This window comes from Pseudonocardia abyssalis (assembly GCF_019263705.2).
GTDB classification, from domain to species: Bacteria; Actinomycetota; Actinomycetes; order Mycobacteriales; family Pseudonocardiaceae; genus Pseudonocardia; species Pseudonocardia abyssalis.
In genome coordinates, this window is sequence record NZ_JADQDK010000001.1 from 3,634,643 (window position 1) to 3,649,788 (window position 15,146).

A 15,146-nucleotide genomic window follows, 5' to 3' on the forward strand; every position below is an offset into this window, starting at 1 on the left:
CGAGGCAAGCTCGCTGTTACCCTGCGTGCCATGACTGGCGCCACGCGGAGAGGTCGGTCCGTCGAGGGCCGGGCCGAGGTGCGGCGCGACCTCGTGGCCGCCGCGGTGGCCCTGTTCCGCGACCGGGGCTACGAGGACACCACCGTCGACGACATCGCGGCGGCCGCGGGCGTCGGGCGCCGCACGTTCTTCCGCTACTTCCGCAGCAAGGAGGACGCGATCTCGCCCGACCACGAGACCGCGCTCGCCCGCATCGCGGAGGTCTTCGAGGCCGCGCACCCCGACGAGCCGGTCCCGAGCCTGGTCCTGCGCGCGGGCGAGACGGTGTTCGACCTCTACACCGACGACCCGCCGCTGTCGGTCGCCCGGTTCCGCCTCACCCACGACGTGCCGGTGCTGCGCGACCGCGAGTCGGCCAGCGTCGACCACTACCGCCGGATGTTCACCCGCTACCTGCGCCGCCGGTTCGCAGGCGGGCCCGACGACGGAGACCTGCGCGCCGCCGTCATCGGGGCATCCGTCGTGGCGGCCCACAACCTCGCCCTGCGGGCCTGGCTCGCCGACGGCGCCCCGGCCGACCGGCTCGACGCCTACCGCGACCGGTTCCGCCGCGTCGCCGACCTGATCCCCGGCGACGACGGACTGCTCGACGTCGCGGAGCGCCTGGAGATCGCGGTGGGACGGCTGGAGCGCGGCACGGCCTGACGCCCGGGCCCGGACGTGCGTGATCCCCGGGCCGCATCGATGGATGCGCACGCCGAGCTGGACGGGCTCGGGCCCGGGGACCACGGGTGACTGCCTGGAACTCGCCGGCACCACACCGGCTCCACAACGGTCGAAGAACTGTCCTCTGTGGTGCTAGCGGACAGCCACCTCACGAATCCAGAAGCTACTCAACGCTGGACCACCTCCTCTCACGTGTGACACCACCCTACGACCGGGTCCCACACTCGCGCCACGGTTATTTCGTGGGGATGTGCACCCACTGCAGAGCGCGCCCGGGCTCGTGCGCGAGGACCGCGGTCCGCAGTCCCGCGACGGACGCCGCGCCGCACTCGGTGGCGCCCGCGAGCACGGCGGAGACCCGGACGAACCGTGTCCAGTCCGGGCAGTCCGCGGCGACGTGCAGCGGCGTCCCGCGGCCGTCGGCCCATCGCTCGGCGGCAGCCGTGTCACCGGCGGCGAGCAGCCGCAGCCGGCCGGCGGGGACGTCGTCGAGCCCTCCGAGGAGGCGGGCGAGGCCCTCGGGGTCGCCCGACGCTCCGACGTCGACGCTCCCGAACCGGCCGCCCAGCCGCGGGCGGGCACCCATCGGGGTCCGCTCGCGGGGCGGGCGGTCGCCGACCACCACGGCCAGCACCGCGGCGTCGGCGTCGACGTGCACGCCGGCGAACGCCGCGAGCACCTCGGCCAGGGGCGGGTCGCAGCCCAATCGCACGTGCCCGTCGTCGAGCGGACTGATGCCCCAGGTCCGCCAGATCTTCGCCACCGCGACGTTGCTGACGCCCAGCTCATCGGCGAGCAGCCGGCTCGACCAGCGCCGGGCTCGCGGCGGCGGGGCGTGCAGCGTCCGCTCGATGACCGACACCGGATCGACCGTCACCGGCCTCCCCGGGCGGGGCGCGTCGGTGAGCCCCGCGATCCCCTCGGCCCGGTAGCGCTCGCGCCAGGTGAGCACCGTCGTCGGGGAACAGCCGACGATCGCCGCCACCGCGGAGGGCCCGTGCCCCTCGGCGGACAGCAGGACGATGCGCGTCCGGCGGGCGGCCGTGACGCCGGCCGACGCGGCCCACGCACGCAGTGCGTCCGCCTCGTCTGCCTCCACCTGCAGCGGTGGAAAGGTGCGCATGGGAATGCTGCTCCACAACGACGACACCGTTCCCGGATATGCCAGGAACTTCATTAACGCCGGATTCTCGGGCGACTGACGGAATGTCATTCGTGCCGAGTGTGGAATGCGGTTGTCCGATTCACATGTGATGCCCGTCACTCTCGATCGAGGCGGCTCCGCAGCGCGTCGTCCTTCGCCAGCACCGATGCGTGCAGGTCGGACTGAAAGGTGATCATCCGGTCGAGCAGGGCGGGATCGGCGGCGGCGAGGATCCGCACCGCGAGCAGCCCGGCATTCCGCGCGCCGCCCACCGACACCGTGGCCACCGGAACACCCGCGGGCATCTGCACGATCGAGAGCAGCGAGTCCATGCCGTCGAGGTAGGCCAGCGGCACCGGGACGCCGATCACCGGCAGCGGGGTGGCCGAGGCGACCATCCCCGGCAGGTGGGCGGCCCCGCCCGCCCCCGCGACGATCACGCGCAGGCCGCGGCCCGCGGCGCCGCCGGCGTAGTCGAGCATGCGCTGCGGGGTGCGGTGCGCGGAGTACACGCCGACCTCGAAGGGCACGTCGAACTCGGCGAGCGCGTCGGCGGCGGCCTCCATCACCCGCCAGTCCGAGTCGCTGCCCATGATCACGCCGACGATCGGCTCAGCCATGGATCGACCACCCGTCCTCCCACTCCGCCGTCGACAGCCAGTGCGCCGCCAGCGCCGCACGTTCCCGCACGGCCCCCATGTCCGACCCGAGCACCGTCACGTGACCGATCTTGCGCGCGGGTCGCTCGGCCTTGCCGTACAGGTGCACCTTGACGTCGGGCAGCCGCGCGAACAGGTGGTGCACCCGCTCGTCCATGCCCATCTCCACCGGGCCGTCGGCGCCGAGGACGTTGGCCATCACCACCGCGGGGGCGGTGGGCGTCGTGGTGCCGAGCGGGTAGTCGAGGACGGCGCGCAGGTGCTGCTCGAACTGCGACGTGCGCGCACCCTCGATCGTCCAGTGCCCGGAGTTGTGCGGCCGCATCGCCAGCTCGTTGACCAGCAGCGTGCCGTCCGTCCGCTCGAACAGCTCGACGGCGAGCAGTCCGGTGACGCCGAGCTCGGCGGCCAGGCTCAGCGCGAGCCGCTGCGCACCGGCGGCGACCTCCTCGTCGAGGCCGGGGGCCGGCGCGAGCACCTGTACGCACTGCCCCGCCTCCTGCACCGTCTCCACGACCGGCCACGCCGCGGCCTGCCCGTAGGGCGAGCGGGCGACGAGCGCGGCCAGCTCGCGGCGCAGCGGCACGGCCTGCTCGACCATCAGCGGGGTGCCGGCGGCGAGCAGTTCGTCGACCAGCGCGTCGTCGGCGTCGGGCAGCATCCACACCCCGCGCCCGTCGTACCCGCCGCGGACGGCCTTGAGCACGACCGGCCAGCCGTGCTCCGCCCCGAACGCCTTCACGTCGGCGGGCGTATCGACCGGGGTGAACGGCGGCACCGCGGCCCCCAGCTCGCTCAGGCGGCGGCGCATGACGAGCTTGTCCTGGGCGAACAGCAGGGCGTCCGGGCCGGGGTGGACGGTGACACCGTCGGCGACGAGCGCGCGCAGGACGTCCTGCGGGACCTGCTCGTGGTCGAACGTCACCGCGGAACACCCGGTGGCGAAGGCGCGGACGGCGGTGAGGTCGTCGGCCGACCCCGCGCGCACGTCCGCGCATACCTGGGCGGCGGGTTCGCCGGTGCCCGCGGCGAGCACGCGCAGCGACTGACCGAGCGCGATCGCGGCCTGGTGGGTCATGCGGGCGAGCTGGCCGGCACCGACCATGCCGACGACGGGAAGAGTGTTCACGGTGCCGGGAGCCTACCCAGCGGGGGGCTCTGGCACGATTCACCAGGTGTCCGTCGTCGAGTCGGTGCTGGCCCAGATCCCGCAGCCGTACCGGTCCGTCGCGATCAAGCACCGCGAGCTGATCAAGTTCGCGATGGTCGGGGGCACCACCTGGATCATCGACACGGCCGTGTTCCTGCTGCTCAAGAACACCGTGCTGATCGAGAAGCCGCTCACCGCGAAGATCATCGCGGTGCTGGTGGCCACCATCGCGTCCTACGTCCTCAACCGCGAATGGTCCTTCCGTACCCGCGGCGGCCGTGACACCCACCACGAGGCGCTGCTGTTCTTCCTGGTCAGCGGCGTCGGGGTGGCCGTCTACACCGCCCCGCTGGCCGTGTCGCGCTACCTGCTGCACCTCAGCGTGCCCGATGTGAGCCTGTTCACGCAGGAGGTCGCCGACTTCGTCAGCGGCCAGATCATCGGCGTCCTGCTCGGCATGGCGTTCCGCTGGTGGGCCTTCCGCCGCTTCGTCTTCCCCGACGAGGACGTGCGCCGCCAGGCCCCCGAGGCCTAGCTGTTCTGTCCCGTGAGGTTGGGGACTCGGGTGGCGGGTGGGCCGCCGATCGCGGTGTGTCCGCGGTGATGGTTGTAGTAGTGCAGCCAGTCGGGCAAGGCGGCTCGTCGGGCGGTCTCGGTGCGGTAGGGCTGGGCGTAGGCCCATTCGTCGAGCAGGGTGCGGTTGAACCGCTCGACCTTGCCGTTGGTTTGGGGCCGGTAGGGGCGGGTCCGTTTGTGGACGGTGTCGGTGTTGTGCAGGGCTTGGGCGAAGTCGCGGGAGCGGTAGCAGGACCCGTTGTCGGTCAGGACGCGGGCGATGTTCTCGATGCCTTGTGCGTGGAACCAGGCCGCGGCGCGGGCCCAGAACTGTGCCGCGGTGGTCTTGCGCTCGTCGGGCAGGATCTCGGTGTAGGCCAGGCGTGAGTGGTCGTCCAGGGCGTTGTGCAGGTAGCTGTAGCCGATCTTTCGGCTACCTCTGTTGCGGCGGCCAGCGGCGCGGCCGAGGGTCTTGTGGCCGCCGCCGTCGGGGATGTTGCCCAGCTTCTTGATGTCGACGTGGACCAGGTCACCAGGCTGTTTGTGTTCGTAGCGGCGGACGGTCTGGCCGGTGGTGCGGTCGAGGTGGGCCAGACGGGCCATGCCGAAGCGGGTCAGGACCCGGTGCACGGTGGAGGAGGCGATGCCGAGCAGGAACCCGATCCGGGCCGGTCCCCAGCGGCGCAGGACCCGGACTTTGATGATGCGTCGCTCGGTGCGGGTCGGGGTTTGGTTCGGGCTGTGGTGCGGGCGGGAGGAACGGTCGACCATCCCGGCTGGGCCTTCGGTGCGGTAGCGGCTTGACCAACGCTTCGCGGTGCCGACTGAGACCTGGAACCGTTCCGCGGCGCGGCGCAGTGGCCACCCGTCCTCGACGACGCAGCGGGCGAGGCGGAGCCGGCCGGTCTCGGACAGCGGGGCGTTACGGTGGAGCACGAGGGCCTCCTTGGGTCGGGTGCAGATGTCGCTATCCACACCGGACCTGGAGGCCCTCCCTTACGCCAAGATCATCTGTCGCGTGTCGTTCTCAACCTCTGTGGGCAGTACACCTAGGGCGGCCCGAGCTCCAGGTCGGCGTGGCCGAACGCGAACCCGTCGACGTCGGCGCGGGTGGGCTGGCGGCGGGCGCGGCCCAGCGCCCGGGTGCTGCAGGCCGTGGCGACCTCCGTGTCGCCGCGGCGCAGCACGACGGTGGCGAGGTCGCCGTCGACGAGCGCGCGGACGGCGGCCCCCACCGCCCACCGCGGCAGCGGGCCCGCGACCCGCATCCGGACGCGCGCCCGCAGGAGCTGGTCGGGGCTCCACCGGTCCCCGATCTCCATGTCGTGGTGCTCCTGGTCGCGCAGCGACGACGCCACCAGTGCCGCCCCGGGACCCGGCTCGGTCGTGACGAGCACGTCCGGCAGCCCGCCGGGCGGGCCGCCGCGGCGCGTGCCGGGTTCCGGGATCAGCTCGGCGAGCCGGGTCCGCTCGCGGTCCTTCTCCGCGTCCTTCCCCGCTCCCCCGCGCAACGCCCAGTCCGGGCCGTCGTGCCAGGCCACCGCGGAGCGCTCGTGCACCAGGACCGCGCCGTTGTTCCAGGCCCGGTAGGCCAGGTCCCAGTCCTCGCCGCCGTAGCCGACGAACCGCTCGTCGAAGCCGCCGATGTCGTCGAACAGGCTGCGCCGGCACGCGAGCACCGCGCTGATGACGAACCGGAAGGACGTGCCGTCGGCGTCGAGGAGGTCGCGGGTCTCGGCGTAGCCCTTCCGCAGCCAGGCGGGCTCGGGCAGCTCGGGGAGCGTCCGCGGGTCGGTGCCGGGCGGCAGGCCGGTGAGGTCGGCGTGCCGACGGCGCCCGACGGCGAGCACGTCGGAGCACCGGGCGACGCGCGCCGTCAGGCGTTCCAGGAAGTCGGGCTCGGGCACGGTGTCGGCGTCGAGGAACACCAGCACCTCGCCGCTCGTGGCGGCGACCCCGAGGTTGCGCGCGGCGGCGGCCCGGAACCCCAGGTCCGCCTGGGTGACGACCCGCACCGGCGGGCCACCGGTGGGTACCTCGGGCGGCGGGTCCGACCCGTCGTCGGCGATCACGATCTCGACCGGTCGCAGCGTCTGGTGGCACAGCGCGTGCCAGGTGCGGGCGAGCTGCTCGGGCTGGCGGTAGTGCGCCACGACGACGCTGACCTCCGGCCGCGGGACCGGGTGCTCGTCGAGCAGGTCGTAGCGGTTGCCCGGCACGAGGACGTCGGTCAGCACGCGAGGACCCTCCGGTAGAGCGCGACGTGGTCGGCCCCGGCGGTGCAGCGCAGCGGCGCGCCGAGCCGGGTGTGGGCGGGGTCGGCCAGCGCGTCGGTGACGTCCAGCGTGCCGTAGACGATCACCGCGCCGGGACGGCGGGTGGCCTGCTCCCGGACGTACGGACCGCTCGCCGCGAGCGGGCGGCGCCCGCACCCCCACCAGGTGGCCAGCGTGCCGCTCGCGCTGACGGTCCGCCCGGGCACCACCGGCACCGTGACGGCCCGGGCCGCGGCGGCGAGGTCGGCGTCGCTCAGGGCCCCGGTGACGACGAGGTCCACGCCCGCTGCCGCGGCCCGCGCGCACAGCTCCGCGACCAGCGGGCCGTGCCCCGGCGACGGTCCGCCCGCGGCCACCACCCGGGGCCGCGACGGGTGCCGGGCCGCGGCGTCGAGGACGTCGGCGTGGCCCTTGCCCGGATAGACGAAGCCGAGGACGCCCAGCGTGGGGCGGTCGGCCCACACCGGCACCGCGCCGCCGTCGACCGGACGCGGCACCGGCAGCTCGACGACCGTCGCGACCCGTCCGGAGAACGCTGCGACCTTCGCCGCCTCGTGCTCCGCGGACACGACGACGGCCTCGCAGGCCGCGACGACACGCGCGTACCCCGCGGTGCGCCGCGCGTCGCGGGCCGGGTCGGGATCGGCACCGGGCACGTCGTGCAGGGTCACCACGAGCGGGCGCCGCACGGTCGCGGCCCACGCGGTGAACGCGTCGGCGGCGGAGGCGATGTCGGGGCCCCACAGGGCGTCGGTGAACTGGGCGTGCACGAGATCGGGCCCGGCCGGACCCACCCCGTGCTCCGCGACGCGGGCCGCCAGGAGCGCGGCGTGCCGGACCACCCCGTGCCCGGCCGGGCCGGGGGCGACCGTCGCCACCCTCATGCCGCGACCGACCGGTACACCGCGGCGTGCACCGCCGCGATCCCCTCCCGCTGCACGCGGCGCTCCTCCGGGTCGGCCCGCCACGCCGGGCGCTCGTCGTGGGCGCGGCGCACCGCGGCCCGTAGCGACTCGACGTCGAGGTGCCGCTCGTCGTGGCCGTAGAGCAGGCACGGCGCCTGCTCGGCGTAGAACCCGCAGTCGGGGGCGAGCACCGCGGTGCCCAGGTCGTGGCAGGCCTCCAGCCAGCCCGAATGGGTGCCGAAGCGGTACGGCAGGACCGAAAGGTCGAGGCCGGTGAGGTAGTCCCACAGGTCGTCGTCGGAGAACGGGGGGTGCACCCGCACGTCGACACCGGGGAGGGCCGCCGCGACGGCCCGGCCCCGCGCGTCGTCGTGCGCGTCGACCCGCAGCCGCGCGCCGGGCAGCTCCGCGACCGCGTCGGCCAGGGCGCGGGCCACCGGCAGCGGGTCTGCGTTGGCGCGCACGCTCTTCGCATGCATCCCCACGACGAACCCGTCGTGGGGCGGGCGGGGTGCCGCGATCCGGTCGGGTCCCACGACGTGCGGGTGCGGCACGACCGTCGCGGCGCGCCCCCAGCGCCGCGCGATCTCCGCCGCGGCCCCCGGGGTGAGGGTGAGCAGGGCGTCGGCGGCGGGGACGAGGACGCCGAGCGCGGCGTCGTGGGCCGCCGGGTCGGCGTGGTGCGGGTTGCGCAGGTCGTGGACGGTCACGACGAGCGCCTTCCCGGTGTCGCGCACGGCGGCGGCCAGCGCGGTGAGGTCCGCCGGGCTGCGGTCGTCGTAGCCGAAGTGGACGTGCAGGACGTCGAACTCGGCGGCGTGCGCGCGCACCCAGGACGGGTCGAGCATCGGCGGCGGCCACCACTGCCCGGCCGGGACACCGGCGACGGGCGGGTCCGGGAGGCGCACGACGCCGTCGCGGGACCCGGGGTGCGCGAGGTGCCGCACGTAGACGTGACCTGCGGGGACCGACGCGATGCGCACCGGACCGGGTGCCCCGTCGCGCCCGCTCCCAACCGCCGGAGCAGCATGCGTCACGTGGACCCCGGACGCCGACGCCATTACGGCGACTTCTACGACGGCGTCGACGGCCCGCTCGCCCTGGTGCACGGCAACTGCCAGGCCGAGTCGCTGCGCGTGCTGCTCGCCGGGTCGCCGACGTTCGCGCCACGGCCGGTGCGGATCCCCCCGGTGCACGAGCTCACCGCCGACGACCTCCCGCACCTGCACGCCCTGCTCCCCCGCACGACGGTGCTGCTGAGCCAGCCCGTCCGCGACGGGTACCGCGACCTGCCGCTGGGCACCGCCGAGCTCACCGCCCGCCTCGCGCCGGGCGCCCGGGTGCTGCGCTGGCCCGTCGTCCGGTACGCCGGGCTGCACCCGTGGACGGTGATCGTGCGGCACCGCTCCGACATGGCGGTGGTGCCACCCGTCGTGCCGTACCACGACCTGCGTACCCTCACCGCCGCCGCCGGGCTCCCCCCCGCCGCGGCGCCGACCGCCGCGGCGTTCCGCGCTGCGGCCGACCTGACCGTCGCCGAGCTCGCGCAGCGCGAACGGGGCACCGACGTCGGTGTCTCCGACCTGCTCCGCGGCCTCGGCGTCGATGCCGCGCACACCCTCAACCACCCCGGCAACCCCGTGCTGATCGCCCTGGCCCGCCGCGTGCAGGCCGCGCTCGGGCTGCCCGCCGACGCCGAGGAACCGGGGCGCGCGCTGCTCGGCGGGATCCGCGCCCCGCTGGATCCCTCCGTGCTCGCCGCGCTCGGGCTCGACGCACCGCCGCGGGAGCACTGGATCGTCGACGGCGTCCCGGTCGACGACGCGGAGGTCCGGGCCGCCCAGCTCGACTGGTACCGCACGCATCCGCAGTGGGTGGCGGCCGGTCTGGAGCGGCACGCGGAGCGGATCGTCCTGCTCGGCGGGGCGTGACCGGCGTCGCAGGCGTGGGTGGGGCCCGGACGGGGTAGACCACGGAAGCCCCCTAGCCCGCTGATCACCGGGAGTCACCCATGCCCCGCTCCACCTCCCGTTGAGCACCTACCGCGTGGCCCTGATCGCCTCGGCCCGGTACCCGATCCGTGAACCGTTCCCCGGGGGGCTGGAGGCCCACACGTGGCAGCTCGCCTCCCGGCTGCGCGAGCGCGGCCACGAGGTCACCGTGTTCGGCGGCGCCGGTTCCGACCCCGCTCTCGACGTCCGCGAGATGGCCCCGCTGCCGGCGCTGTCGGCACACGCGCGCAGTGACGTGAGCATGCCCGCGGAGTGGTTCCTCGCCGAACACCACGCGTACCTCGGCCTGATGCTGGAGCTGGCCGCGCCCGACGCCCCGTACGACGTCGTGCACAACAACTCGCTGCACTACCTGCCGGTCGCGATGGGCCCGGCGGTCGTACGGCCGGTCCTCACGACGCTGCACACGCCGCCGACGCCGTGGCTGGAGTCGGCGGTCCGGCTGCCGCGCACCGCGTCGACCCCCCGGTTCGCCGCGGTCAGCCGCACCACCGCCGAGCAGTGGCGCGGTCTCGTCCCGGACATCCGGGTGGTGCGCAACGGCGTCGACACCGCGGCCTGGACACCCGGCCCCGGAGGCGACACCCCCGTGTGGTCCGGCCGGATCGTGCCGGAGAAGGGACCGGTCGAGTCCATCCGGGCGGCCCGCGCCGCCGGCACCGGGCTCCGGCTGGCCGGGCCCCGCCCCGACCGGGACTTCTACGACGCGGAGGTCGCCCCGCTGCTCGGCGACGGCGTCGAGTGGGTCGGGCACCTCGACCACGCCGCGCTCGCCCGGCTCGTCGGGTCGGCGTCGGTGGCGGTCGTGGCGCCGTGCTGGGACGAGCCGTACGGGCTGGTCGTCGCCGAGGCGCTGGCCTGCGGCACCCCGATCGCCGGGTTCGCCCGCGGGGCCCTGCCCGAGCTGCTCGACGACACCTGCGGGGTGCTCGCCGCCCCCGGTGACGTCGACGGCCTCGCCACCGCGATCCGCGCTGCGGCGGAGCTGGACCGCTCCGCCGTCCGTAGGCGCGCGGTGGAGTTCTGCTCGGTGCAGGCGATGGTCCGCGGCTACGAGGACCTCTACGACGAGCTCGCCGCGTGATCGCCTACTACGTGCACCACCAGGGCAGCGGTCACCTCCAGCGGGCCACCGCGGTGACGGCGGCGGCCCGCGCGGCGGTCGTCGGGCTCTCCTCGCGGCCCCGCCCGGAGGGCTGGAGCGGCGAGTGGGTCGAGCTGCCCGGTGACAGCGACGGCGCCGTCGACGACGTGACCGCGGGCGGCACCCTGCACTGGGCCCCGCGCCGCCACCCCGGCCTGAGCGAGCGGATGCGGATGATCTCCGAGGTCGTGGCGCGCGCCCGGCTGGTCGTCGTCGACGTGTCGGTGGAGGTGGCGCTGCTCGCGCGGCTGCACGGTGTCCCGGTGGTGGTGCTGGCCCAGCCGGGCGACCGCACCGACCGCGCCCACCGCACGGCCTACGACCTCGCCGACCGGCTGCTCGCACCGTGGCCCGAGCGCCCGTCCGACGGCTGGCCCGCCGGGTGGACCGCCAAGACCGTGCACCTGGGGGCGCTGTCCCGCTTCGACGCGCACCCGGTGCCGCCGCCCGGTGACCCGCGCCGTGTGCTCGTGCTCTGGGGATCCGGCGGGCTCGACGTCACCTCAGCCGACCTCGCCGCCGCCGCGGCCGCGACGCCCGACCGGCACTGGGTCGTCGCCGGGCCGTCCGGGACCGGCGGGCCGCCGAACCTGACGTGGCTGGGCTGGGTCGACGACGTCTGGGCGGAGCTGTCGGGTGCCGGGATCGTCGTGACGCACGCGGGACAGAACGCGCTCGCCGAGGTGGCCGCGGCCCGTCGACCGGCCGTCGTCGTGCCGCAACGGCGGCCGCACGGCGAGCAGGCGTCGACCGGCCGGGCACTGCACCGGGCCGGGATCGCCGTCACCGCCTGGCCGGACCCGGCGGCGTGGGCCGCCCTGCTGGAGCGGGCGGGTGACGGCTCGGCGTGGTCGGGGTGGTCGACCGGCGACGGGGCCGCGCGCGCGGCCGCCGTGCTCGACGAGCTGGCTGCATGAGACCGCCGACCGTCGCCGTCGTCACGATCACCCGCGACCGCGACGCCCACCTGCACCGCCAGCGCGTCGGGCTCGCCGCGGACCCGCCGGACCGGCACGTCGTCGTCGGGATGGGGGTGCGGCCCGCCCTCGCCGACGTGCCCGGCGCGCCGCCGGTGACGGTCGTCGAGGTCCCGGTCCCGGACTCCGGTCTGCCATTGGCCGCGGCCCGCAACGCCGGTGCGGCCGCCGCCGACGCCGACCTGCTCGTGTTCCTCGACGTCGACTGCATCCCCGCACCCGCCATGCTGCGTCGCTACGCCGACGCCGTCCGCCGCGTCGACGGGCCCGCGCTGCTGTGCGGGCCCGTGCACTACCTGCCCCCGCCCCCGGACGGCGGCTACCCGGTCGACGGCCTCGCCGCCCTCGCCCCGCCGCACCCCGCCCGCCCCGCCCCGCCCGACGGCGAGATCGTCGCCGAGACCCGGTTCGCGCTGTTCTGGTCGCTGTCCTTCGCCGTCACGGCGGCCACCTGGACGGCGCTCGGCGGCTTCTGCACCGACTACACCGGCTACGGCGGCGAGGACACCGACTTCGCCTGCGCCGCACAGGACGCCGGGGCCGGGCTGTTCTGGGTGGGCGGCGCGGACGCGTTCCACCAGCACCATCCCCCCGCCCGGGAGACCCCCGCGCGGATCGCGGAGATCGTGCGCAACGCGCGGCTGTTCCACCGCCGCCGCGGCTGGTGGCCGATGACCGGCTGGCTCGACGACCTGGCCGCCCGCGGTGTCGTCGTCTTCGACCCCGATCGCGGCGTCCTGCACCTCACCCCGGGAGGTCCCCCGTGACCACGCTGCTCGACGCCGCTCCCCCCGGGCCCGCGCCCGACCTCGCCGACGCCGTCCGCCAGCCGCTGCCCCTCCCCGGCCACGGCGACACCCCCGGCCGCTGGCGGGCCCTGGCCGCGTGGGGCCGCACCGACCTCGTCCTCGCCCGGCTGGCCGAGGGCCACACCGACGCGCTGGCGATCCTCGCCGAGGCCGGGTGCACCCCCGTCCCCGGCGCGCTCTACGGCGTGTGGGCGGCCCGGTCCGGCGGGATCGGTGCCGAGCTGCACGACGGGGCGGTGCGCGGGACCGTCCGGTTCTGCTCCGGCGCGCACCGGCTCGACCGGGCCCTGGTGATCGCCGACGCGCTGATCGTCGACGTCGACCTGCGCGATCCCCGCGTCCGCCCCGTCGAGGGCACCTGGAATCCGGCCGGGATGGCGGCGAGCGACAGCGTCGACGTCGAGTTCTCCGCGGTGCCGGCCGAGGTCACCGTGGGCCCGCCGGGCTTCTACACCGGCCGTCCGGGGTTCTGGTGGGGCGGCGGCGGGGTCGCGGCCGTGTGGCTGGGTGGCGCAGCCGGGGTCGTCGACGACGTGCGCGACGCCGCGGGCACCGACCCGCACCGCCTCGCCCACCTCGGCGCCCTGCACACCGCGCTGGCGACGACCGACGCCCTGCTCGCCCGTACCGCGGCCGCGATCGACGCCGACCCGGTCGCCGACCACACCACCGCGGTCTGGACCGCCCGCGCCGCCGCCGAGCACCTGTGCCGCACGGTCGGTGACCTCGCCCCCCGCCTCGCCGGGGCCACCGTGCTCAGCCGCCACGGCCGCCTCGGGGCGCGCCTCGCCGACCTCGGCGTCTACGTCCGCCAGCACCACGCCGAACGCGACCTCGCCGCCCTCGGCGCTCGGGTCGTGGAGGAGGAGTCATGACCGGACCCTGGTTGCGGGACCCGCCGCCGCGCCCGCTCGACCTGGGCATCCTGGGCCACCGCGTGGTCGTCGTCGCCGCCCATCCCGACGACGAGACGCTCGGCGCGGGCGGCCTGATGCGGGCCGTGCACGAGTCGGGCGGGCAGGTCGAGCTCGTCGTCGCCACCGACGGGGAGGCCGCGTTCCCCGACCTCGACGGGCCGGCCCGCGACGCGCTGGCCGCCACCCGCCGTCGCGAGACCGACGACGCACTCGCCGCGCTGGGCCTGTCCGGCGTGCCGGTGCACCGGCTCGGAATGCCCGACTCGGCCCTCGACGCCGACACGTTGGCCACCGCTCTGGAACCGCTGCTGCGCGACGCCGACGCCTGGGTCGCGCCCTGGGCGGGAGACCCGCATCCCGACCACACCGCCGCCGGGCTCGCCGCCGCGGCCGCCTCCCCGGTGACGGCCACGGGCTGGACGTACCCGATCTGGATGTGGGCGTGGCTGGAACCGGACGACCCGTCGATCCCGTGGTCCCACGCCCACGCCCACCCCCTCGACGAGACCGCGCGGACGGCGAAGCGGCGGGCGCTGGCCTGCTACGCGTCGCAGACCGGCGGCCCGGCCCCGATCGTGCCGCCCGACGTGCTCGCGCACTTCGACACCGGCACCGAGGTCGTGTTCCGCACCCCGCCGGGTGGATCCGCCCCCCGGGAGCGGTTCGACACGCTCTACGCCGGCGACGACGGCGACCCCTGGGCGACCCGCACCAGCTGGTACGAGCGACGCAAGCGTGCGGTGCTGCTGGCCAGCCTGCCCCGGGAGCGGTACCGGCACGCCGCCGAGCCCGCGTGCGGGACCGGGGCGCTCACCGTCGAGCTCGCCGAGCGCTGCGACCGGCTCGACGCCTCCGGCTTCTCCCCGGCCGCGGTCGCCGCCACCCGGGGCTCGGTCGACGGCGTCCCGGTGATCCGGGCGGCACTGCCCCACCCGGACGCCCTGCCCGACGGGATCGACCTCGCCGTCGTCAGCGAGGTCCTCTACTACCTCGACGACGCCACGCTGGCCGCCACGGTCGACCGCCTCGCCGACGCGGTGCTCCCCGGCGGCGACATCGTGATCGCGCACTGGCGCGGCTGGCCCGCCGAGGCACCGCGCGACGCCGAGGCCACCCACCGCGAGCTGCTCGACGACCCGCGCTTCGTCCCGCTCGTCACGCACGTCGACGAGGACTTCCTGCTGCACGTGCTGCGGCGCGCGTAGTGGACGCCGTAGGGGTCCTCGTCCCGGCCCGCGACGAGGAGGACCGGGTCGCCGCGTGCCTGCGCAGCGTCCTCGCCGCGTTCCCCCCGGGCGTCGCGACCGCGGTGGTCGTCGTCCTCGACCGCTGCACCGACCGCACCGCCGAGCGCGTCCCCGCCGGCGTCGACGTCCTGACCAACGCCCACCCGTCGAGCGTCGGGGAGCTGCGCGACCGCGGCGTGCGGCACCTGCTGGGTCGCCTGGCCGGCCACCGCCCGGAGCGGACCTGGCTGCTCAGCACCGACGCCGACACCGTCGTCGGCCCGGACTGGGTCACCGACCACCTCCGCCACGCCGCCGCGGGCGCGCACGCCGTGGCCGGGCTGGCCGATCTCGACACGCCGGTCGACGGGGCCTACGCGCGGCTCGTCCGCTCCGGCATCCGGGCCGACGGCCACACCCACGTCTACGGGGCCAACCTCGGCGTCCGCGCCGACGCCTACCTCGCGACGGGCGGCTTCCCGGCCGCGGTGCACGGCGAGGACCACGCGCTGGTCGGGATGCTGCGGGCGGGCGGGTTCCGGGTCGTCACGGCACTGGACGGACGGGTCCGCACGAGCGGGCGGACCGTCGGCCGCGCCCCCGGTGGCCTGGCCGACCTGCTCGCCGGGCTGGTGTGAGCCAGTCG

The 15,146-nt window shown here is 75.9% G+C and carries 16 protein-coding genes; 9 read left to right on the forward strand and 7 right to left on the reverse strand.

Annotated elements, in window-relative coordinates; genetic code table 11:
- Positions 1–30: 30 nt before the first annotated feature.
- Positions 31–705: a TetR family transcriptional regulator gene (locus I4I81_RS17620; RefSeq protein WP_218604197.1), complete on the forward strand. Its 675-nt coding sequence runs from the start codon at positions 31–33 to the stop codon at positions 703–705.
- 256 nt (positions 706–961) lie between these two features.
- Here I4I81_RS17620 and I4I81_RS17625 read toward each other — a convergent pair whose 3' ends face one another.
- The 3 genes from I4I81_RS17625 to I4I81_RS17635 all read right to left on the reverse strand — a co-directional run bounded on the left by I4I81_RS17625 (position 962) and on the right by I4I81_RS17635 (position 3,658).
- Positions 962–1,849 carry a helix-turn-helix domain-containing protein gene (locus I4I81_RS17625; RefSeq protein WP_218604198.1) on the reverse strand — a complete coding sequence of 296 codons (888 nt, stop codon included), beginning with the start codon at positions 1,847–1,849 and terminating at the stop codon, positions 962–964.
- A 137-nt stretch (positions 1,850–1,986) separates the two neighbouring features.
- On the reverse strand, positions 1,987–2,490 hold the full coding sequence (gene purE / locus I4I81_RS17630; protein WP_218616192.1) for a 5-(carboxyamino)imidazole ribonucleotide mutase: 504 nt from the start codon (positions 2,488–2,490) through the stop codon (positions 1,987–1,989).
- Positions 2,483–3,658: a 5-(carboxyamino)imidazole ribonucleotide synthase gene (locus I4I81_RS17635; RefSeq protein WP_226363429.1), complete on the reverse strand. Its 1,176-nt coding sequence runs from the start codon at positions 3,656–3,658 to the stop codon at positions 2,483–2,485. Before I4I81_RS17635 ends, purE begins: the two co-directional genes overlap by 8 nt.
- A 46-nt stretch (positions 3,659–3,704) precedes the next feature.
- Here I4I81_RS17635 and I4I81_RS17640 point away from each other — a divergent pair, with 46 nt between their 5' ends.
- Positions 3,705–4,214 (forward strand): GtrA family protein, encoded by a 510-nt coding sequence (locus I4I81_RS17640; RefSeq protein WP_218616193.1) that lies wholly within the window; start codon positions 3,705–3,707, stop codon positions 4,212–4,214.
- Here I4I81_RS17640 and I4I81_RS17645 read toward each other — a convergent pair.
- The 4 genes from I4I81_RS17645 to I4I81_RS17660 form a co-directional block, all read right to left on the reverse strand.
- Positions 4,211–5,170: an IS481 family transposase gene (locus tag I4I81_RS17645; protein ID WP_218616194.1), complete on the reverse strand. Its 960-nt coding sequence runs from the start codon at positions 5,168–5,170 to the stop codon at positions 4,211–4,213. The genes I4I81_RS17640 and I4I81_RS17645 overlap by 4 nt on opposite strands.
- A 113-nt stretch (positions 5,171–5,283) precedes the next feature.
- Positions 5,284–6,471, reverse strand: coding sequence for a glycosyltransferase (locus I4I81_RS17650; RefSeq protein ID WP_218616195.1), 1,188 nt, complete (start codon positions 6,469–6,471; stop codon positions 5,284–5,286).
- On the reverse strand, positions 6,465–7,394 hold the full coding sequence (locus tag I4I81_RS17655; protein WP_218605296.1) for a glycosyltransferase family protein: 930 nt from the start codon (positions 7,392–7,394) through the stop codon (positions 6,465–6,467). Before I4I81_RS17655 ends, I4I81_RS17650 begins: the two co-directional genes overlap by 7 nt.
- Positions 7,391–8,398 carry a glycosyltransferase family protein gene (locus tag I4I81_RS17660; protein ID WP_218605295.1) on the reverse strand — a complete coding sequence of 336 codons (1,008 nt, stop codon included), beginning with the start codon at positions 8,396–8,398 and terminating at the stop codon, positions 7,391–7,393. The genes I4I81_RS17655 and I4I81_RS17660 overlap by 4 nt, the downstream gene beginning before the upstream one ends.
- Positions 8,399–8,452: 54 nt before the next feature.
- Here I4I81_RS17660 and I4I81_RS17665 point away from each other — a divergent pair, with 54 nt between their 5' ends.
- The 7 genes from I4I81_RS17665 (at position 8,453) to I4I81_RS17695 (ending at position 15,138) form a co-directional block, all read left to right on the forward strand.
- Positions 8,453–9,346, forward strand: a complete 894-nt coding sequence (locus tag I4I81_RS17665) for a WcbI family polysaccharide biosynthesis putative acetyltransferase (protein ID WP_218605294.1) — start codon at positions 8,453–8,455, stop codon at positions 9,344–9,346.
- Between the two features lie 100 nt (positions 9,347–9,446).
- Positions 9,447–10,511, forward strand: a complete 1,065-nt coding sequence (locus I4I81_RS17670; RefSeq protein ID WP_218605293.1) for a glycosyltransferase — start codon at positions 9,447–9,449, stop codon at positions 10,509–10,511.
- Positions 10,508–11,488 (forward strand): glycosyltransferase, encoded by a 981-nt coding sequence (locus I4I81_RS17675; protein ID WP_218605292.1) that lies wholly within the window; start codon positions 10,508–10,510, stop codon positions 11,486–11,488. Before I4I81_RS17670 ends, I4I81_RS17675 begins: the two co-directional genes overlap by 4 nt.
- Complete coding sequence (locus I4I81_RS17680) at positions 11,485–12,315, forward strand: glycosyltransferase family 2 protein (RefSeq protein WP_218616196.1); 831 nt, start codon at positions 11,485–11,487, stop codon at positions 12,313–12,315. The genes I4I81_RS17675 and I4I81_RS17680 overlap by 4 nt, the downstream gene beginning before the upstream one ends.
- On the forward strand, positions 12,312–13,232 hold the full coding sequence (locus I4I81_RS17685) for an acyl-CoA dehydrogenase family protein (protein WP_226363430.1): 921 nt from the start codon (positions 12,312–12,314) through the stop codon (positions 13,230–13,232). Before I4I81_RS17680 ends, I4I81_RS17685 begins: the two co-directional genes overlap by 4 nt.
- A complete protein-coding gene (locus I4I81_RS17690) occupies positions 13,229–14,479 on the forward strand; it encodes a bifunctional PIG-L family deacetylase/class I SAM-dependent methyltransferase (protein WP_218606246.1) in 1,251 nt (416 codons plus the stop codon). The genes I4I81_RS17685 and I4I81_RS17690 overlap by 4 nt, the downstream gene beginning before the upstream one ends.
- Positions 14,479–15,138 carry a glycosyltransferase family 2 protein gene (locus I4I81_RS17695; RefSeq protein ID WP_218616197.1) on the forward strand — a complete coding sequence of 220 codons (660 nt, stop codon included), beginning with the start codon at positions 14,479–14,481 and terminating at the stop codon, positions 15,136–15,138. Before I4I81_RS17690 ends, I4I81_RS17695 begins: the two co-directional genes overlap by 1 nt.
- The last annotated feature ends 8 nt before the right edge of the window (positions 15,139–15,146 follow it).

Bases quoted from the DNA above. Each gene is read 5' to 3' on its own strand.
- I4I81_RS17620 (WP_218604197.1), top strand. From the start codon at position 31: ATGACTGGCGCCACGCGGAGAGGTCGGTCCGTCGAGGGCCGGGCCGAG.
- I4I81_RS17625 (WP_218604198.1), bottom strand. From the start codon at position 1,849: ATGCGCACCTTTCCACCGCTGCAGGTGGAGGCAGACGAGGCGGACGCA.
- purE (WP_218616192.1), bottom strand. From the start codon at position 2,490: ATGGCTGAGCCGATCGTCGGCGTGATCATGGGCAGCGACTCGGACTGG.
- I4I81_RS17655 (WP_218605296.1), bottom strand. From the start codon at position 7,394: ATGAGGGTGGCGACGGTCGCCCCCGGCCCGGCCGGGCACGGGGTGGTC.
- I4I81_RS17680 (WP_218616196.1), top strand. From the start codon at position 11,485: ATGAGACCGCCGACCGTCGCCGTCGTCACGATCACCCGCGACCGCGAC.
- I4I81_RS17690 (WP_218606246.1), top strand. From the start codon at position 13,229: ATGACCGGACCCTGGTTGCGGGACCCGCCGCCGCGCCCGCTCGACCTG.